At 70.2% G+C, this 17,085-nt stretch carries 14 protein-coding genes and 1 pseudogene; 3 read left to right on the top strand and 12 right to left on the bottom strand.

Translation table 11 applies throughout. The features are described 5' to 3' along the window. Positions 1-120: 120 nt before the first annotated feature. Positions 121-1,110, bottom strand: coding sequence for an aquaporin (locus Q0840_RS07945; RefSeq protein WP_298458402.1), 990 nt, complete (start codon positions 1,108-1,110; stop codon positions 121-123). A gap of 348 nt (positions 1,111-1,458) precedes the next feature. Between Q0840_RS07945 and ctaD the strand changes: the two genes are divergently transcribed. Further along, positions 1,459-3,306 carry a cytochrome c oxidase subunit I gene (gene ctaD, locus Q0840_RS07940; protein ID WP_298458400.1) on the top strand — a complete coding sequence of 616 codons (1,848 nt, stop codon included), beginning with the start codon at positions 1,459-1,461 and terminating at the stop codon, positions 3,304-3,306. A gap of 951 nt (positions 3,307-4,257) precedes the next feature. On the opposite strand, the gene Q0840_RS07935 is transcribed toward ctaD, so the two are convergent. Further along, positions 4,258-4,632 (bottom strand): hypothetical protein, encoded by a 375-nt coding sequence (locus tag Q0840_RS07935; RefSeq protein WP_298458397.1) that lies wholly within the window; start codon positions 4,630-4,632, stop codon positions 4,258-4,260. A gap of 546 nt (positions 4,633-5,178) precedes the next feature. Here Q0840_RS07935 and Q0840_RS07930 point away from each other — a divergent pair. Continuing rightward, positions 5,179-7,230 (top strand): cytochrome c oxidase assembly protein, encoded by a 2,052-nt coding sequence (locus Q0840_RS07930; RefSeq protein WP_298458394.1) that lies wholly within the window; start codon positions 5,179-5,181, stop codon positions 7,228-7,230. Between the two features lie 71 nt (positions 7,231-7,301). Here the strand turns inward: Q0840_RS07930 and Q0840_RS07925 are convergent, their stop codons facing one another. The 4 genes and pseudogenes from Q0840_RS07925 to merA all read right to left on the bottom strand — a co-directional run bounded on the left by Q0840_RS07925 (position 7,302) and on the right by merA (position 10,729). After that, the gene (locus tag Q0840_RS07925; protein ID WP_298458391.1) at positions 7,302-7,553 is read right to left on the bottom strand and encodes a hypothetical protein; all 252 of its coding nucleotides are present in this window, start codon (positions 7,551-7,553) and stop codon (positions 7,302-7,304) included. A 599-nt stretch (positions 7,554-8,152) separates the two neighbouring features. Further along, complete coding sequence (locus Q0840_RS07920) at positions 8,153-8,353, bottom strand: hypothetical protein (protein ID WP_298458388.1); 201 nt, start codon at positions 8,351-8,353, stop codon at positions 8,153-8,155. A 34-nt stretch (positions 8,354-8,387) separates the two neighbouring features. Further along, positions 8,388-8,708: pseudogene (locus Q0840_RS19065) on the bottom strand (hypothetical protein); the annotation flags it as partial. 653 nt (positions 8,709-9,361) lie between these two features. Continuing rightward, entirely contained in the window at positions 9,362-10,729 is a 1,368-nt protein-coding gene (merA, locus tag Q0840_RS07915) for a mercury(II) reductase (RefSeq protein ID WP_298458386.1), read from the bottom strand. Positions 10,730-10,824: 95 nt separating this feature from the next. On the opposite strand from merA, the gene Q0840_RS07910 reads away from it, so the two are divergent. Continuing rightward, positions 10,825-11,250, top strand: coding sequence for a heavy metal-responsive transcriptional regulator (locus Q0840_RS07910; RefSeq protein ID WP_298458384.1), 426 nt, complete (start codon positions 10,825-10,827; stop codon positions 11,248-11,250). A gap of 511 nt (positions 11,251-11,761) precedes the next feature. Here the strand turns inward: Q0840_RS07910 and lnt are convergent. The 6 genes from lnt to Q0840_RS07880 all read right to left on the bottom strand — a co-directional run bounded on the left by lnt (position 11,762) and on the right by Q0840_RS07880 (position 17,022). Then, positions 11,762-13,417, bottom strand: a complete 1,656-nt coding sequence (lnt, locus tag Q0840_RS07905) for an apolipoprotein N-acyltransferase (protein WP_298458381.1) — start codon at positions 13,415-13,417, stop codon at positions 11,762-11,764. Positions 13,418-13,531: 114 nt separating this feature from the next. Then, positions 13,532-14,536, bottom strand: coding sequence for a copper resistance D family protein (locus tag Q0840_RS07900; RefSeq protein WP_298458378.1), 1,005 nt, complete (start codon positions 14,534-14,536; stop codon positions 13,532-13,534). Continuing rightward, complete coding sequence (locus Q0840_RS07895; RefSeq protein ID WP_298458377.1) at positions 14,533-15,231, bottom strand: copper resistance CopC family protein; 699 nt, start codon at positions 15,229-15,231, stop codon at positions 14,533-14,535. The genes Q0840_RS07900 and Q0840_RS07895 overlap by 4 nt, the downstream gene beginning before the upstream one ends. A gap of 199 nt (positions 15,232-15,430) precedes the next feature. Then, positions 15,431-15,844: a hypothetical protein gene (locus Q0840_RS07890; RefSeq protein WP_298458375.1), complete on the bottom strand. Its 414-nt coding sequence runs from the start codon at positions 15,842-15,844 to the stop codon at positions 15,431-15,433. A 133-nt stretch (positions 15,845-15,977) separates the two neighbouring features. Then, complete coding sequence (locus tag Q0840_RS07885) at positions 15,978-16,187, bottom strand: hypothetical protein (protein ID WP_298458370.1); 210 nt, start codon at positions 16,185-16,187, stop codon at positions 15,978-15,980. Positions 16,188-16,365: 178 nt separating this feature from the next. Further along, positions 16,366-17,022 (bottom strand): DUF3105 domain-containing protein, encoded by a 657-nt coding sequence (locus Q0840_RS07880; RefSeq protein ID WP_298458367.1) that lies wholly within the window; start codon positions 17,020-17,022, stop codon positions 16,366-16,368. Positions 17,023-17,085 lie beyond the last annotated feature (63 nt).

The following is a 17,085-nucleotide window of genomic DNA, read 5'->3' as shown; positions in this document are numbered from 1 at the left end:
GCGTCAGCGAGGTGTGCGCAGGGGACCTCCCAATCAGCTGGTCTGCGGTGAACAACGCGTTCGCTGCAGGACCGACCCGTCCGGGGCGATCACAGCGCTGACACGACGGTGGAGACCGTGTTAGGTCGTCCGGGCGCTGATCGCGACCGGGTCTGCCTCGTCGTCGGGGTGCGACTCCTCGTCGGCGAGCGGGTCGTCGTCCTCCACGACGTTGCGGGGTGCGGTGCTGGACGTGAACGCGCGGTGGGCGAGCCCAGCGATCGCGGCTCCGACCAGCGGCGCGGCCCAGAACACCCACAGCTGTCCGACAACGCCGCCGTCGGAGAACAGCGCGGCGGCTGTGGAGCGAGCGGGGTTCAGGCCCGCGTTCGTGACCGGCACGACCAGCAGCACCAGCGCCCCGTACGCCAGACCCATCGCGACCGGCGCCACCGCGCGCGACACGTGTCGGCTGCTCGCGCCCAGGACAACGCCGACCAGCACCGCGGTGGCCACGAGCTCCAGGACCAGCGCCGGCAGCAGGTCGAAGGTCACCTGGCCCTGGGACAGCCGGTTGAGCGGCGAGTGGTCGCCGTACCCGTTGGCGGCGGTCGCGAACATCGCCCGGCGACCTTCCAGGCCCAGCAGGCCGGCCAGCTGGGTGGGGATGGTGACGAACAGGGCCGCGGCGGCCAGGGCTGCCCCGACGAGCTGGGCGAGCCAGTACGGCAGCAGATCACGCGCAGGAGCACGGCCTGCAACCACCGCCCCGAGGGTGATCGCGGGGTTGAAGTGGCCGCCGGAGACGTGCCCCAACGCGACCGCGCCGGCGGTCACGGCGAACGCGAACCCGAGCGCGACGCTCACGGTGGCCGTGGGACCGGCCAGCTGGGCGTACAGCGACAGGCCGACGCCCACCAGTACCAGGATGAAGGTTCCCAGGGCCTCGGCCCCGGCGCGCGCGACCAGGGAGGGCCGCGCGTTGTCCGTCGCGTCAAGGTCGCGTGGTGCAGCGGCTGTGGAGGCGCCTGCGGTCGGCGACGCCAGGCCGGTCGTCTCGGCGCGGGTGCCATCGGTGGACGTGGTGGGGTCGCCGGCGTCCGGGGTCGGGTCGGGGCTCTGGTGAGACATGGCAGTTCCTTGTCAGTCGTTGCTGGGATGGCCACACACACCATCAGCGGCGTGCAGCCGTAGCTGTGGGCCGATGTGCCTGGCACCAGCATGACAGGAGGCATAGCTCCACCGAGCCACCACGCCGATGCCTGCCCCGCGCTACATGCGTTGCCGCCGGGCGTTAGCCTCACCACACGAGCGAGCGTAACCGGCGCGTCCGGGCCGCCCGCTTACTGAAGCTTCAGCTGCAAACTGAAGAAGCGGTCCACGCGCCCAGAAGGGGCGGGCCAGGTGCTCCGGCAATGGCCTGACCCCTACACCCAGACTGAGCCGCGCCGCTGGCGATGCAAAGGAACCGGAACTGACATGGCGACCGACACAGCACCCTCGGCCCCTTCGGCGCAGCACGTCGAACCGCACGTCCCGGGCCTGGCCCTGCGGCGACAGACGCTGGGCCGCACGGTGGTGAAGTGGATCACCTCCACCGACCACAAGACGATCGGGTACCTGTACCTGATCACGTCGTTCATGTTCTTCTGCATCGCCGGCCTCATGGCGCTGCTGATCCGCGCGGAGCTGTTCACGCCCGGCATCGACATCGTGCAGAGCAAGGAGCAGTACAACCAGCTCTTCACGATGCACGGCACGATCATGCTGCTGCTGTTCGCGACCCCGCTCTTCGCCGGCTTCGCCAACGTCATCATGCCGCTGCAGATCGGTGCGCCCGACGTCGCGTTCCCGCGACTCAACATGTTCGCGTACTGGCTCTACCTCTTCGGCGGGCTGATCGCCTGCGGCGGGTTCTTCACGCCGCAGGGCGCGGCGTCGTTCGGGTGGTTCGCCTACGCGCCGTTGTCGGACACGACCTTCACACCGGGGCTCGGTGGGGACCTGTGGGTGTTCGGTCTCGCGCTGACCGGCTTCGGGACCATCCTCGGGGCGGTCAACTTCATCAGCACGATCGTCACGATGCGGGCGCCCGGGATGACGATGTTCCGGATGCCGATCTTCACCTGGAACATCCTGGTGACCAGCATCCTGGTGATCATGGCGTTCCCGCCGTTGGCGTCCGCGCTTTTCGCGCTCGGTGCGGACCGACGCCTCGACGCCCAGGTGTTCAACCCCGAGAACGGCGGCGCCATCCTGTGGCAGCACCTGTTCTGGTTCTTCGGGCACCCCGAGGTCTACATCATCGCGCTGCCGTTCTTCGGCATCGTGTCGGAGATCCTGCCGGTCTTCAGCCGCAAGCCGCTGTTCGGCTACAAGGGCATCGTTTACGCGACGATCGCGATCGCGGCGCTGTCCGTGACGGTGTGGGCGCACCACATGTACCCGACCGGTGCGGTCCTGCTGCCGTTCTTCGCGGTCATGACGATGCTCATCGCGGTGCCGACCGGGGTGAAGTTCTTCAACTGGATCGGCACGATGTGGCGCGGCAAGATCACGTTCGAGACGCCGATGCTGTGGTCGATCGGCTTCCTCGTGACGTTCCTGTTCGGCGGACTGACCGGGATCATCCTGTCCAGCCCGCCGCTGGACTTCCACGTCACCGACACCTACTTCGTCGTCGCGCACTTCCACTACGTGGTCTTCGGCACCGTCGTGTTCGCGATGTTCGCCGGCTTCTACTTCTGGTGGCCCAAGTTCACCGGACGGATGCTGGACGAAAAGCTCGGCAAGATCCACTTCTGGACGCTGTTCGTCGGCTTCCACATGACGTTCCTCATCCAGCACTGGCTCGGCGTGGTGGGCATGCCCCGCCGCTACGCCGACTACGCACCCGAGGACGGCTTCACCTGGATGAACCAGGTGTCGACCATCGGGTCCTTTCTGCTGGCGGCGTCCACGCTGCCGTTCCTGTGGAACGTGTACGTGACCTGGCGCAAGGCGCCCAAGGTGACGGTCGACGACCCGTGGGGCTTCTCCAACTCCCTGGAGTGGGCCACGAGCTGTCCGCCGCCGCGGCACAACTTCACGTCGCTGCCCCGGATCCGCTCCGAGCGACCGGCGTTCGACCTGCACCACCCTGAGGTCGCGGCGATGGACTTCGCGACGCCGGACGGGGGCTTCTTCGACTGGGAGTCCGACCACCAGGGTCAGCGCGAGCTGGGGCGGCAGCGGATGGCCACGGGGACCGGCGAGCCGGAACAGGCGGCCCAAGGCGTTGTCGGCGACGGCGTGCGCCCGGACGACGACACCGAGCACCGCCAGTAGTCGGTGGCCAGGACATTCCCGTGTCGCTGGCAGGACCGCCCGTGGAGCGGGCGGCTCATGCCGCCGCCTTGCCTCTCCAAGGGCTGGGCGGGCAGCAGGCGGCGCAGCCCCTCCCCCACCAGGCGCGGGTCCACGCCCGCCTTCGACATCAGCCGCTCGAGTACCAGTTCTATGTGGGCGCACTCCGAGCTCGGATGCCGCTTGACACGCGCGGCGAACGGCAGGTACGTGGTGTTGGCCGGGAGCAGAGGGCCCCACAGCGTCCCGACGAACGCCGCGACGATCATGTGGCCGAGCTGCTCGGGGTTGTCGAGGTTCTCCAGCACTGCGCTTGGTGGCGATGCGGTCCTCCAGGATCCCGCGCAGGTCATCGGGGTCGGTGCCGTCGAAGGCGCCCCGCAGGCCCGACTTGTGGAAGTCGTCCTCGAGATCCTTGGCGGCGCCCTCCAGGGCAAGCAGCCCTTCATGGCGCGCCCGGTCGGCGACCCGACCATCGTCTCGACGGCCTGCTCGGTCTACGGGGGGGGTTGGCGAGCAGGTTTCTGGCAACGCGGTGCACGCGAAAGGCCGCGTCCTTGAGGCGTGCCGCCGATGAGTGCCGCGCCGAAGGTGCCGCCGATGACCAGGATCATCGACGGGGCAGCACGACCGGCATCGGACTGGAGCCCTTGAGAAAGATCGAGGCCAACACCGCGGCAAACGCGCCGCCGACGCCGACGCCGCTGCCTGGTTCACCTCTCCTCCCGGCGAGTGTTGCAGCTCACCTGGTTGCTGGGTCCGCGAGTCCGGTGAGGTAGTCGCGGGAACACACACCTGCGCCACCGTCAGGGGCTGAAACCTGACAGCGCCGCAGTGCATGCCGGTACGCATCGGGGGCAAGGTGCTGCTGCTCCTCGAGGGTGCGTGTCCAGGCACCGCGGACCGCGGACCGGCCTGGGGGTGCGTCGGATGTCACTCACCGGACACGCCGCGGGGCTGAACGTCGGGGCGGTTGATGGCTGTCTCGGTCTGGTCGGTGTCTTGCTCACGGTCCAGCGCGTCTCGGTGCGCTTGGCGTACCGCCACACGGCGCATCTGGCGGGTCAGGGACAGGAACAGCACGATGCAGGCCAGAGCGATCAGGAAGACCGGGATGAACCCGGCCAAGCCCGGGGAGACCTCCCAGGACTCGAAGCTTCCGTCCTGTGTCGGCATCGGGGTCGGCTCGACCGTCATGCTGACACCGGCCGACCACGCGGGGGACGTGCCAACCAAGTCACCCACCCCACCTCCAGAGCCGGCGCGCATGGGCGCCACAACAGCCTCGGAGACCGCCACGGCGCTCATGCCGCCACTTCGACAGCGACGTCGACGTCGGTGGTCCTCGAAGATGGCCCTGGGCTCGAGTGAGATCGCCAGCTCCCACGCCTGGACCGGTGACCACCAAATCGGGACCCCGGTGCTGCGCTCGTGCATGGCCGGCTCGCCCGGGGGCCGGTGTCACTTGTCCTGACGCCGCGGATCTCGCTCACAGATTCCACCTTCCGTTGATCCGGGCCATCGCGGCCGGGGGCACCGCCAACCAGTCGCCGCGGGCGACCATCGTCGCCCATCGCGACGGCTCACCACGTCGCCCCAGGTCACCGGCCAGTGCCCGGGGAGCGTCGAAGCGGTGCGGCAGTGGGCGGCTGGCACAAGAGCCGCACCTCGGAGTGCTGCGCACCCCCGCTGAATCTCGCGTGGGCACTGTGGGCGAGGGGGCTGCGTCAGATGCCCGCAGCAGCGCACTCCCCGCGCTGGAGACATCCCAAGTCCGGAGCTGCGCATCGAATCACAGCGTGCGATGACGGGGCGGCGCGGAGTGACGCGGCCACGGCGCCTACCCTGGACGACGTGTTGGCCCAGTGGAACGTCGTCCGGCTGGTGGTTCTTGCCTGCTGCGGCGCGGTCGCCGTCGTGGTGGGCCTGCTGATCTCCGGGGCCGCCGCCCCGAGTGTCCTGGGGGACCCGGGGACGGTGGTTCGCTGGGGCCTGCCGATCACCAGGACCCTGGCTCAGCTGGCCGCCTCGGTCACTGTTGGCGCGCTCATGCTGGCGATAGCGGTGCTCCCCCGCCGGTCGAACACTGGGAGCCCACGGACGGTTCGCCAAGGCAGACCGGCGGACGGCCGCGCCTACCCCGCGTCGCTGGCTCTAGCCGGAGCGGCGGCCTCGGTGTGGACCGCGCTCAGCGTCGTCCAGCTCGTCCTGACCTATGCGAGCATCGCTGGCCGGCCCGTTGGTGGGCCCGGGTTCGGCGCCGAGCTGGGGTTGTTCGTCGGCCAGGTGTCCCTGGGCCGCACCCTGCTGGGGATCACGGTCGTCACCGCGCTGACCAGCGCGGTGACGTTGGCGGCCGCGACGCCGACGGGCGCAGCCTGGGCTGCCGTCACCGGATCGACGGCCCTGGTGCTCCAGGCGCAGACCGGTCACACGGCCGGCGCGAGCAACCACGAGCTCGCCGTCGCCGCGTCGTTGTTGCACCTGGCCGGTGCCGCGGTGTGGATCGGCGGCCTGGCCGCGCTGGCCGCGCTGAACGGGCGGCTCGGCGCGGACGTCGGGCCCGCGGTGGCGCGCTTCTCTCCCGTCGCCGCCTGGTGCCTGGTCGCCGTCGCGGTCTCCGGCACCGTGACCGCGGCGCTGCGGCTAGGCGGGACCGACGGCCTGCTCACCCGGTACGGCGCGCTGCTGGCGGCCAAGGTCGCCCTCCTCGGGCTGCTCGGGGCGCTCGGCTGGGCGCACCGCCGATCGGTCATCCCGCACCTGACAACGCCCGCCGGTCACCGCGCCCCCCGTGCCACCGGGCTGCTGTGGCGACTGGTGCTGGTTGAACTCGCGCTCATGGGAGCGGTCTCCGGCGTCGCGGTCGCGCTGTCGGTGACGCCGCCGCCGGTGTCCGACGCGCCGATCAGCGACCCGACGCCCGCTGAGCTGGTCACCGGTCACCCGTTGCCCCCAGCTCCGGTCGGTGCGGCGTGGTGGACCGAGTGGCGCTGGGACCTGCTGCTAACGGCCGGCTGCGCAGCCGGGATCGTCGTCTACCTGCGCTGGGCGCGCCGCCTGCGCCGCCGCGGAGACGCCTGGCCGGTGACCCGGACCGTGTCATGGGTGTTGGGGATGGTCCTGCTGGCCTGGACGACCTCGGGCAGCCTGGCTGCCTACGGGCACGTGCTGTTCAGCGTGCACATGGTCCAGCACATGATCCTGGCGATGGTGGTCCCAATCTTCCTGGTGCTCGCGGCGCCGGTGACCCTCGCCCTGCGGGCGCTGCCCGGACGCCGGGACGACTCGCGGGGCCCACGGGAGTGGATCCTCACGCTGGTCAACAGCCGGGTCGCCCAGATCCTGGGGCACCCGCTGGTCGCGGCGGCGAACTTCGCGCTGTCGATGGTGGTCTTCTACTACACGGGACTGTTCGAGCTCGCGCTGCGCACCTACGCTGGGCACCTGGCAATGGTCGCCCACTTCATCCTTGCCGGGTACCTGTTCGTCAACGCCCTGGTCGGGATTGACCCCTCCCCGCACCGGCCCGCCTACCCCCAGCGCCTGCTCCTGCTGCTGGGCACCATGGCGTTCCACGCGTTCTTCGGCGTCACCCTGATGGGCGGCGAGGTGCTGCTCGTGCCCGACTGGTTCGGCAACCTCGGCCGCGACTGGGGGCCCACGGCGCTGGCCGACCAGCAGCGCGGCGGCGCCCTCGCTTGGGGGCTCGGGGAGGTCCCCACCATCGCGCTGGCGATCATCGTCGCCCTGTCCTGGGCGCGTGACGACGAGCGCACCGCCCGCCGCCGCGACCGCCAGGTCGACCGCGGCGGCGACGTCGAGATGGACGAGTACAACGCGATGCTCGCCCATTTGGCCCAGCGGTCGACACCCCCGCACGGGAAGCCCCCCAGCCATACCTGAGCCACGCCCGCCACCAGCGATGACCGTGGCGGTGGCGTGCCCGGCGCTGTGCCGCCTGACCTCAAGCTCCCCTAAGGGGTCAGGCGGTTTGGACTCGCAGGTGAGTCGCCAGATCCGGTGGCCGATTCTCTTCTCGCGGTCGGCTCTTCGGCTGCCTGGTCCGCAGCAGCGGTCGGCGTCGTCTGCGCGTGGGATGCGGCCTGGGCTTCGACGCGTGCCAGGGTCTTCTTGAGCAGCGCACGCATCGTCGCGGCGAAGACCACGGCGACGCCTACCGGTATCACCAGCGCCTGCGCCTCGGACAGCAGCCAGTCCAGATCCACGCCGACAGACTAGCCGGGCCCGGGCAGCGGCTTTCCATGTGAACCCGAACGTCCGTCGTCAGTAGCGCAGACGCGGTACGTGGCCTCCGTGCGTGCGCGCTTGCTGAGTGTCGGGGCGTTGGGGCCTGCGCGACGCCGTCGTCAGATGACGGCGGGTGGCAGCTCTGATCCGCGTTGCCACGGCTCCCAACGGCCCCCGCCGACCCCTGCGCTGCCAGGCAGTGGCCACGAGCAGCGCCAGGGCCACGGTCGTGGTCAACAGCGCCGCTGGTAACGGGGCCCAAACGGCGACCGCGGCACTGACGGCGGTGAGGGCGATGACGTGGAGCGTGTACCAGGTCAAGCTCATCGAGCTCAACGGCGGCCAGGGGACAGGACTGCCCACGTCCACCGGCCTGACAGCGCCCTGGTGGTCAGAAGGCAGGCACCGATCACCGCCAGGGCGGTCCCGTGGTGCCCAGCAGAGCAGGGTGTGTCCCCGAGTGGGGGGGCGGACACTGCCAGCCACCCACCACGATGTCGTGGGGATGTGCCGTACATGCCCGTCTGCACGACCGTGGCCAGGTCCTGGTCGGCGTGGACCGATGACGGCGGGACCGTCAGTCGCTGCCCCCACCGGCGTGCCCGAGCAGCAGCGCCGAGAGTAACTTGGCACTGGCGGCGAGCAGCGCGCCGACGATTAGCAGCCGCAGCCCGGTCCGGGTCTGCTGAAGTGGGAGCCGACCCAGCGCCATCCCGAGGAGGAGGTACCCGGTCCATCTCAGCACCGGGTAGTAGCCGGTGAAGAGCACACCGATCACCAGCTCGTTGGGGTGGGTTGTAGACCTGCACCATGTCGGCGGGCCATCCCAGAGTGGACGCAGTGCTTTTAGCCATCTCCTTGAACTCGGCGATGGGTTTCTGAGCACAACGTCGAAGGCGCTGGGCCCCGAAGGAGCCGACGAAGTGGCCGAAGGCAGCCGGCCTGAAAGGACCTCGATCGGCGGGTACAGCGTCGTCAGGCCCGTAGCCGTTGAACTCCGCGCTCACCCAGAGGTCGAGCGGCGCTCCACCGGTGCGAGACGCGAGCACTCGCAACTGGCGCAGCAAGGAGGAATTGGCGGTCTCACCGCTTGCGCCAGAGACGATGTCCTCAAGAAAGGTCACGACACCCATGCTCGCCGGGCGTGCCGACGAACTTGCGGTCGCTCCTCGATAGCCTCCTGCCTGGCCGTCCGCAGCGTGCCGCGCTCGGCGTCGACGGTGTCGTCATCGCCAGAGGCGTCGATCAGTGCGGCACTGGAGTGGTCCGCGCTTGCGAGACGCCACCACCGGCTGCATCGGGCCGCGGTGCCCGTAACACAACTCAGCCCCACACCTTCAGCCCATGGGTGACGCTGCGGGGGCGCTAACGAGGCGACAACGATGCAACAGCGCCCCTCGGGCTGCTCTCTCCGGTGCGACCGCCCGTTCCCTCCACCGGGTCTAGCGAGACCCGGTGCACAGATGTGCCGCGAAGTTCAAAGACCGACCCTGCGCACCGGCGGGAACGGCTAGCGACGGCGCGTCGCGTACAGGTGTACCCCAACGCAACGCTGTCGACCCGAGCAATCAGCACCGGCATGGCAACATGACTGGATGGACGGCGTTGCGGTGTGCGCGTGCTGTGGTCGCGAGAAGGCACGTAGGTCTCTCCACGCCGTGCGCGACGACGTCTACGTCTGTCGGCGCTGTGGGTTGTGGATAGCTCTGCGACTCCGGCGGGATGGTGCCGACTGAGTCCCCCGGATCTGGGTTATTAGGTGGTGTTCGCGTGAATCCGCTGGGCGCTACGCGCAGCAGCTGGTGGGCAGGTTGGAGCGGAACAGGCCGGCAGTGATGCGCAGAGCTTCGCTCATGGTGAGGTACGGCGCCCAGGTGTCGGCCAGGTCATCGACGGTGAGGCCGAACTTGATCGCGTACGTCGCTGCGAGCATCAGGTCGCCAGCGCCGTCCAGTGCGGCGTGGACCCCGAGGACTTCGCGGGTCTGGGCGTCGATGACGAGCTTGAGGACTCCGCGGGTGTCTTGGTTGACCAGCGCCCGGGGGATGTCCTGTGCGCCGAGGACGCGGCACTCGCAGGTGTGGCCGAGTTCGAGGGCGCGTTCCTCGGTGAGCCCGGCGCTGGCGATCTGCGGGGTGGTGAAGGTGACGCTGGGCAGGCCGCGGTAGTCCACGGTGGTCGGCTCGCCGAGGGCGCCGGCGGCGGCAACATGTCCGGTCTGCGCGGCCACGTAGACGTACTGCGCTGCCCCGGAGACATCGCCGGCGGCGAACACTCGGGGGTTGGTGGTGCGTTGGTTCTCGTCGATGACGATGAACCCGAGCGCATCGGTCCGGACACCTGCGGCGTCCAGGCCGAGGTCACCTGTGTCGGCGAAGCGGCCGGCCGCGACCAGGAGCCGCTGCCCCTCTACTCGAGTACCGGCTGTTGTCGTCACCACGACACCGTCTGCTGTACGGGTCACTGTGCTCGCGTGCTCCTCGACCACGGTGATGCCCTCGTCGTGGAACACGGTGCGGAGCACGTCGGCGACCTCAGGCTCGGCGTGTGGCGCGAAGCGCCCGACGAGCGTGACTTCCACGCCCAGGTGCGCCCACAGCTGTGCCTGCTCCAGGCCGACGTACCCGCCGCCGATCACGATCATGGATGCCGGCAGATCGTCCTGTTCCATCGCGGTGGTGGAGGTGAGGTAGTCCACGTCAGCCATGCCTGGAAGGTCAGGGACGTGCGGGGCGGCCCCGGTGGCCACGACGTACGCCGCTGCGCGTAGCTGCTGGTCGCCAACTTGCAGGGTGTGCGCGTCGAGGAATCGGGCGTGGCCGTAGGTGATGGGGAAGCCGTGGGCGTCGGCCACGTCGGCGTACTTGGCTTGGCGCAGGTAGTCGATGAGCTTTTGCTTCTGGGTGAGCAACTCCCCCATGGTGACACCACCGGAGCTTGTGGCCACGCCACGGAACGGGTTTGCCGCGGCGCGGTGGCGTTGGCCTGCGGCGGCCAGCAAGTTCTTGCTCGGCACGCACCCGATGTTCAGGCAGGTGCCCCCGAGCGAGCCGCGCTCGACGAGCAGGGCGCTGGCTCCGCGCGAGCGGGCCTCGATCCCGGCGGCCATCGCAGCGCCTCCGGTGCCGATCACGATCAGGTCGTACTCGTCCATGGTGCACTCCTTCGCTGCGCCGATGGCGCCATCTGGCCGGGCGGCCGACCGTAGACGTTCCACCGCAGGGGAACGTCAAGGCATACGGTTACAAGATGCGTATCGGGGAGCTGGCTGCAGCGGCGGGCGTGACGACCAAAGCCATCCGGTTCTACGAGACGACCGGCGTCCTTCCTGCGCCTGCGCGTCAAGCGTCGGGCTACCGGCAGTACGACCCTGACGCCATCGAGCGACTCGAGTTCGTCAGGGCCGCGCAGGCGGCCGGCCTGACGCTCGCGCAGATCGCCGACGTCATCTCCGTCCGCGACAGCAGCGGTCCACCCTGCCGGCACGTCGCCGGCCTTCTCGAGGACCACGCCGCCGACCTCGAGCGCCGCATCGCCGAATTGGTCGCACTCTTGGAGCAGGTGCGGTTGCTGCGCGAACGCGCCACCACCCTGGACCCTGCCGAATGTCCCCGGGCGTCCCAGGTCTGCCACATCATCCCGACTGCAGGTGGCAAGCGCGCCCTGCGCTCCTGACCTGATCCCACCCCCGGCAGGGTCGGGTAGTAACCACTTTTGGCAGGCGCGGGTGCGGCAGCAATGTGAGTGCGGGCCTGAGTCCGACGACGACGTCGGCCAGAGCGACCAGCTCGGGGATCACTCGCTGAGGCACCTGATCACTTCGGTCGATCCCAGGTTTGGCGAGTGAGGCCAGGACGAATGGCATCGCGTGCTCGTCGGGGTCGGTCCCGGCGGAGTCCTGCTGATTGGCGGCGGGGTGTTCCTGAACCGCAGCCATACCACGCTGCAGAACATCGGGTGGAAGAGCGCGATGATCCCGCACCACTCTCTGGCCATCACTCGCTCCGAGCGCCGAGATCGTCGACATGCGCGTCTGCGAGCTCGCCGAGATAAGCGAAGCTCAGCGGCGCGAGATCAACGAGACGCAGGCACGCCCCATCCCGACCTTCCAGGCGTCCGCAGACCGCCAGTGCGCAACCGGATGACATCGCGCGATCACGCGGGTTCTTGCCGCTGGGCCCTGTTTTCAGCGACCGTCGCGCAGGGACTTCGTAGCCCGGCGGGATCGAAGGGTCGTCACCAGCGTTCCAGCAAGCAGGAGACCAGCCAGGCAGTCGACCGCTACTGCGAGCCACCGACCGAGCTGGTCGCTGAGGGTCGTCGAGGTGCGCAACGGAACCTCGGCGACCAGCTGGTCTGCGGTGAACAAGGAGGTTCGTTCCACGACCGATCCGTCGGGGGCGATCACAGCGCTGACACCGACGGTGGAGATCTGTATGACGGCACGGCCGTGCTCGGCGGCGCGGAACCGCGACATGGCCAGCTGCTGGGTGGATTCCTGCGTCATGCCGAAGGAAGCGTTGTTCGTCGGGATGACGATCAGTTCGCCCCCGGCGAGCACCGACTGGCGGATCAGGTCGTCATAGGCGACTTCGAAGCAGATTCCGGTGGTGATCGGCACTGATCGCCCCAAGCGATCGATGGGCACCGCGATCGGTGACGGGTCCGCGCCCGCCACCATGTCAGTGGTTACGAGGTCTACCGCCGGGGTGAGACGCCGGAAGAAGCTGCGGTAGGGGATGTACTCCCCGAAGGGCACAGGGTGCTGCTTGGTGTAGCTGGCGGCGGCCCCGATCGAAGGTCGCCACAGCAGGTAATCGTTGTACCGGATCTCCCCGCGGAAGCGCTGGGTGCCCAGCAGGATGGGGGCGCCGGCGGCCCGTGCGGCGCCGTCGACGACGGCGCGTGCGCGGTCGTCGGTGCGTGGGTCGATGTCGGACGCACTCTCGGGCCACAGCACGAGGTCCAACCGGTCAGGGGCGGTGCGCTGCACCATCGCGCGTGTGCCGGCGGCGTGGTTCTGCAGCACGGCACGCGCCTGGGACGTGGCCTCGGCACCACGGACGGGAACGTTGCCTTGCACCGCACCCACACGCAGTACGCCGGACTGCGCCTCGGTCGCCAAGGGCAGGAGCCCTGGCGCGAGGACCAGTCCAGCTGCGAGAGCCATGCCGGCAAGGACCCCACGGGTCGGCCCGGTCTGACGCGAGTAGGCCAGGACCTTCGCCAGTACCGCAGCGACCAGCACCACGATGAAGCTCACGAGTGTGGACCCACCCACCGGAGCAAGGCCCAACATGGGTGCGTCGGTCTGGGAGAAGGCCAACGTGGCCCACGGGAAGCCCCCGAACGGCACCCGCCCACGCAAGTGCTCCACAGCGACCCACAGGACCGCCACTGCGACACAGTCGAGCCACGCCCGGCTACGCACCGCCGGTGTGCGGCGCACCCACACCACGCTCACACCGAAGGCCCCGACCATGCCGGCCTGCGCCGCGGACAGTGCAAGCCACCCGATGGGCTGGCCCACGGCTTCGTTCGCCCACCACAGGTGCGGCAGGAACAGACCCAGGCCGAAGACGAACGCGCGGACGAAACCCGCCCGTATGGAGTCAATCCGCAGGACCAGCAGCAGCAGGGCGACACCGAGATAGGCCATCACCCACCACGACTTGCCGGGGAACGCCGTCTCGGTGATCAGTCCCCCGGCGGCCGCCACGAGCAAGGCGACCCCTCGAGAACCGGCAGCCTGCTTACGGGCGCTGGCTGGCGTGCCCGCACGCGTGGGAGTCAGCCCTGACTCCGTGGTGACGGGATCCACGGTGCGTGACGGGGTGGGCATGGAGCTCCTGCCTGGCTTGGGCTGTCTGTGCGGCTGGATTCAGGAACGCATCACAGGCGGGCAGTGCCCGGGTTCCGGGTCAGTTTCGGCTGCCGCGTGGGCGTCGGTACCTCGCTACGGCAACGGGGTGCGGGACAGCGCAACGCCGAGCCCGATTGCGACGGCCATCACGGCGAGCTCGCCGGCCGCGAGGCGGCCGAACGCCCGACCTGACGCCTGGCCGGCGTCGAGTCGCGCGAGCGTGCGGCGCCGGTGCAGCCACCCGGCCGCTCCGAGGACGGCGAGCAGGGCCACCTTGGCGACCAGTAGCTGCCCGTACCGTGATGTGAGGTCCGGCCACCCCTCGGTGCGCGCGACGGCGCCAGCCACCCCGGAGACAGCGACCAGGACAAAGCACGCTGCGGCGACCGTGGAGAAGCGCCGGGCCGCGCCGGGGAATCGGGTCCCTAGCGTCCCGCGCAACAAGCCGAGCCCCGCCAGCCCCCCGACCCAGGCGGTGACGCCGATCATGTGCGCCAGCTGGGTGTTCACCGCGGTGCTGTGGTTGTCCGCTCCGGACGTGTGACCGGTCAGCGCGACCATCAGCAGGGCGCCGAACGCGAGCATCTGCAGGAGCACGGCGGCGGACAGCTGGGTCGCCAGGTGAGCGCCGGTAGCGACTACGGCGATGACAATCGTGCTGCCCAGCAACAGCCGGCCCAGCTCGAACTGCACCACGAACGCACCGAGCTGGGGCCCCAGACCGGGGTCCAGCAGGCTGACCCCGGACACTTCGCAGTACGTCAGCACGAGCATCACGACCCCCAGCACGGCCCACACCGTCCCGGTGATGGCCGCGATCCGCATCGCCTTGGCCTGCGGTGCACTGAACCGTTCCGGGTCTGGTGGGTCGCGCGGCAGCACGACGGTGGTCAGGACCAGCATGCCGATGGTGATGACCGCCGCGGCGTCGTGCAAAGCCCGCGTGGCGGGCAACCCCCAGCGAGTCAAGGCGCCGGGATCGGGTAGGCCCGCCGGTGCGGGCGCCAGGTCGCCGGCGACCGCGAGGACCGTCACCGCGACGACCGGTACCAGCACGACCGTGCCGGCAGCCGCCAGCGACGTGGTGCGCCGATTCACTGAGAGCGCATCCGGCGCGCCAGGATGGCTGCGACGGTGATCAGGACGACGGCCACGACCAGCGAAGCCAGGCCGACGGCCACACCCAGCCCGGACTCGGAGTCACCCTCCTGCGCCTCGGTGTCGTCGGCGTCGACCGGTGCCGCCGGCTGCAGTGTGGGTGCGGGGGCGGATGGTTCGGGCACGGCCGGTGCTGGGTCCGTCGGTGTCGGGGTCGTGGGCGTCGCCGGCTCGAGTTCGGGGGCGGGCGCGGTGACGGTGACGGTGAAGTCGATGGTGCCCGTGATCGGGTGCCCGTCGGCGGCCACCACCCGGTAGACCACCTGCCACGCTCCGGCACCCTGCGCGGTTGTGTCCAGCGTCGAGATGTCGGCGAGCACCTGGGCGCCGTCCACCGTGGCGGGCACCTCGACCGGATCTCCACCCGCCACCGCCACCGCCACGGTCGCGAACTGCGGTGCGACGGTGTCGTTGAACGTCAGGGTCACCGCAGCGGGCAGCTCGCTGACGGATGATCCTGCGGCGGGGTCGGAGCCGGTCAGCTCGGTGTGCGCAGCCGCCGGCTGAGGCACGAGCAGCGCGGTCCACACCCACAGGAGCGCAGCCAGCGTCGCAGCCCGGGCATGGGCCCGGGCAGCGCCTCGAGGCCTGGTGGTGGTGAGGGGCTGAGCGATGGTGCCACTGTGGGTGCTCATCGGATCACCTTCCTGTAGGTGGTTCGTGCCGGGGCGCCACGCCCGGAGGCCGTTCGATGTGGGGCGCCTAGCCGGCTGGCCGAGGTGTCAGAGGCCGCGGGCATGGGGACGTGGTGGACGCGGGCGCGCTGCGCGCGGCTCGGGCTGTGGTCCGCCCAGGGCGCGTTCGGTGGCCGGTGCTCGGGGGCGTGCTGTTGGTCTAGACGCGGATGACGCACAGAGCGTGCGGCGGCGTGGCGCCGCGGCGAACGGCGCAGGCTGTGAACCTCATCAGCGTGTGGGTGCCACGCGGTGCTGAGAGCACCGCGACCAGTGCCGGTGCGCGGCGCGCGGCGATGAGCGCCACGACATCGGTCAGCGCGACCATGCACGCACCCAGGGCTTGCAGCACGTCGGTGCCGGCGTGCGGGGCATCGCGGTCATCCGGCGTCGGGCCGGCTCCCCCGCCGAGGTCCGCGGCGTCGAGGGCCACGCTCAGCGTTGCTGTGGCCTCGACGGTGGCCTGGGCGCACGCCTGGGCCAGCGCGACGCACCCGAGGGCGACGAACAGGGCGCACAGGATCGACAGCAGACCGTGGCGCGGTCGCTGGCTGAACTCCGGGCCCAGACTCATCGCGGTCATCATGCATGGCGCCAGGCGCACGCCCCAACCTCGTGCACCCGGCGCGGCCGGTGGAGCCATGGACCGTCGGCCGCCCGCGTGGTCGGCCACGTCCACCTCGGAGGCCGCCAGCGCCTCTGGTGGTCTAGCGGTAGCCGTCCGCGGCGACCGGTGCCCGGGGGTGCACGAGCGCCCACGCGCCGGGGTCGACGTCCTGCGCGACGGACTGGGCCACCCGTACACCGACCCACAGGCCTTGGGCGATCATGATCAGCGCACCCAGGACCAGGCGCCCGGACACCTGCGGCGCAATCCACCGCCGCCGTCCACCGGTGGCGGCGCCCGGGCTCTTCATCGCTTCCGTTTCGCCAAGGGCACGCCATGGCGCCCGCCCATGGCCGGACGCTGGGTGGCCGTGCCGTGATGTCCGGTGTCGCGGCTTCGGTGGGGCGCCGTGGTCGTTGCTGGTGCTGCCTGCGGGGCGCCGGCACCCGCCCGGGTGCGTCCTGGGCCGAACCGGTCCACTGCCGCGCCTACGCCTGGCCCGCGCCGCCGGTGCACGGCGCACCCGGTTCGGGGGTCTGCTCGCCCTGGATGTACTTGACCAGGAACTGCTCCAGGCGGGGGTCGCTCGCGTCGTCCAACGCCAACTGCACGCCCCAGGCGCTGGCCACGACCGAGAAGCCGTCGAGGTGGTCGAACGGGCTCAGCAGCGTGTAGTTGTTGCTCTGAGCCAGCTCCGTCAGGGCCTGGACCTGATCAGCGGGCAGGTCCGCCTGGTAGGCGATCCATACCGCGCCGTGCTCCAGGGAGTGCACGGCTTGCTCGTTCACCACCGGTGAGGTGTAGGCGCCGCAGTTCATCCAGACCGAGGCGTGGTCGCCGCCAACGGGCGGGAACTGCTCGTAGACGACCGGTTCGGTCACGTGGTTCTGGGACAGCTCGGGGTACTCCTGGACCCCCTCGATGGGCCGGCTGGCGGCCTCCCGCAGCTGCGCCCGCTGCTGGGCCTGCTCCTGGTCCTCTGCCCTGACCACGGCGAACGTGGTGCCGATCAGCCCCAGGACGAACACCCCGAGCACGCCGATGATGATCGAGTCGCGCCGCCGTTGCTGGCGGCGCTGAGCCGTGCGCATCGCGGCAACCTTGTCGGCGCGGGCCTTGTTGTCCTGCTGTCTGCGGTCGTTCACAGCTCTCCTTCGGTGAGGCGGGTCTGCCAGTACAGGGCTGCCCGTGCGGGACTGCGCAGGGAC

It is taken from the genome of uncultured Cellulomonas sp. (assembly GCF_947494015.1).
GTDB lineage: Bacteria > Actinomycetota > Actinomycetes > Actinomycetales > Cellulomonadaceae > Pengzhenrongella.
Note: the sequence above shows the minus strand (reverse complement) of the source record. Positions and strands in the feature narration are given on the sequence as shown.